The sequence below is a fragment of the Segatella hominis genome (genome assembly GCF_004535825.1).
GTDB lineage: Bacteria > Bacteroidota > Bacteroidia > Bacteroidales > Bacteroidaceae > Prevotella > Prevotella hominis.
This window is the reverse complement of the sequence record NZ_SGVY01000135.1, coordinates 1-1,034: the sequence shown is the minus strand read 5'-3', so window position 1 is coordinate 1,034 and position 1,034 is coordinate 1. Positions and strand designations below refer to the sequence as shown.

Here is a 1,034-nt window from a genome sequence, read left to right as displayed (position 1 = left end):
TTTTGCTTGTTTTCTTTTTGCAACACTAAGATAAGTGAAAATTCTGACATGGCAAAATCCTGGGCAACTTTTTGTTGCTCAGGAACTTATAAATAAAGTTAAATTATAGTGTTGCGGAATTAAGGAAATCTACATAAGGTGCATCCTCATAAGTTCCGCAGAACTTTGGCAACTATGGCGATAGATAAGGGTATGCCGATAGAGCAAGTGCAAAAGATGTTAGGGCATGTGAAAATCGACACGACCTTGCATTATGCTATGGTGAATCAAGCAAATGTAAAGATTGCACACCGTAAATTCCTTAATTAACGTTTAAAGATTATCAAGTCTGCTTAACTTTAGCTATCTTTGTAAGCAAAAAGTGTGCAGATATGAAATTGAATAAATATAAATTAGGAGAACTTGTAGAAGTGACTCGTGGTGCAAGCCTATCTGGTCAATTCTATGCAGAGGAAGGCGAATTGATACGCTTGACCTTGGGTAATTTTAATATGAATGGGGGTGGATTCAAAGAAAACACTTCCAAGACGGACTTGTATTATACAGGTACAGTCAAAGACGAGTTTATACTGAACAAAGGTGACATAATCACTCCGCTTACAGAGCAATCCTTAGGGTTGTTGGGCACAACGGCACGTATACCTGAAAGCGGAAAGTATATTCAAAGTCAAGACGTAGCTCTTGTAAAATGCAAGGAGGGACTTCTTGACCCTAATTTTTGCTACTATCTCATATCTTCTTCTGTTGTTCGCCAGCAACTAAGTGCTGGTGCTCAACAAACAAAAATACGCCATACCTCTCCTGACAAAATCAAGGATTGTACCGTTTGGATGCCAGACCTTGAAGAGCAGAAGAGAATAGGACGCATTTTGATTGATATTGACGAAAAGATTACTCTTAATCGTCAGATAAATGATAATTTAGAGGCGATGGCAAAGCAGCTCTATGACTATTGGTTTGTGCAGTTTGACTTTCCGAATGAGGAGGGCAAGCCGTATAAATCAAGTGGTGGGGCTATGGTCTGGAATGAGAAG

The 1,034-nt window shown here is 39.1% G+C and carries 1 protein-coding gene and 1 pseudogene; both read left to right on the top strand.

Features of this window, described 5'->3' with window-relative positions:
• Window positions 1-126 precede the first annotated feature (126 nt).
• Window positions 127-309: pseudogene (locus tag EXN75_RS17475) on the top strand (tyrosine-type recombinase/integrase); the annotation flags it as partial.
• Between the two features lie 62 nt (window positions 310-371).
• Window positions 372-1,034: restriction endonuclease subunit S (locus tag EXN75_RS17470; protein ID WP_134844760.1), on the top strand; the 663-nt coding region annotated here is incomplete at its 3' end.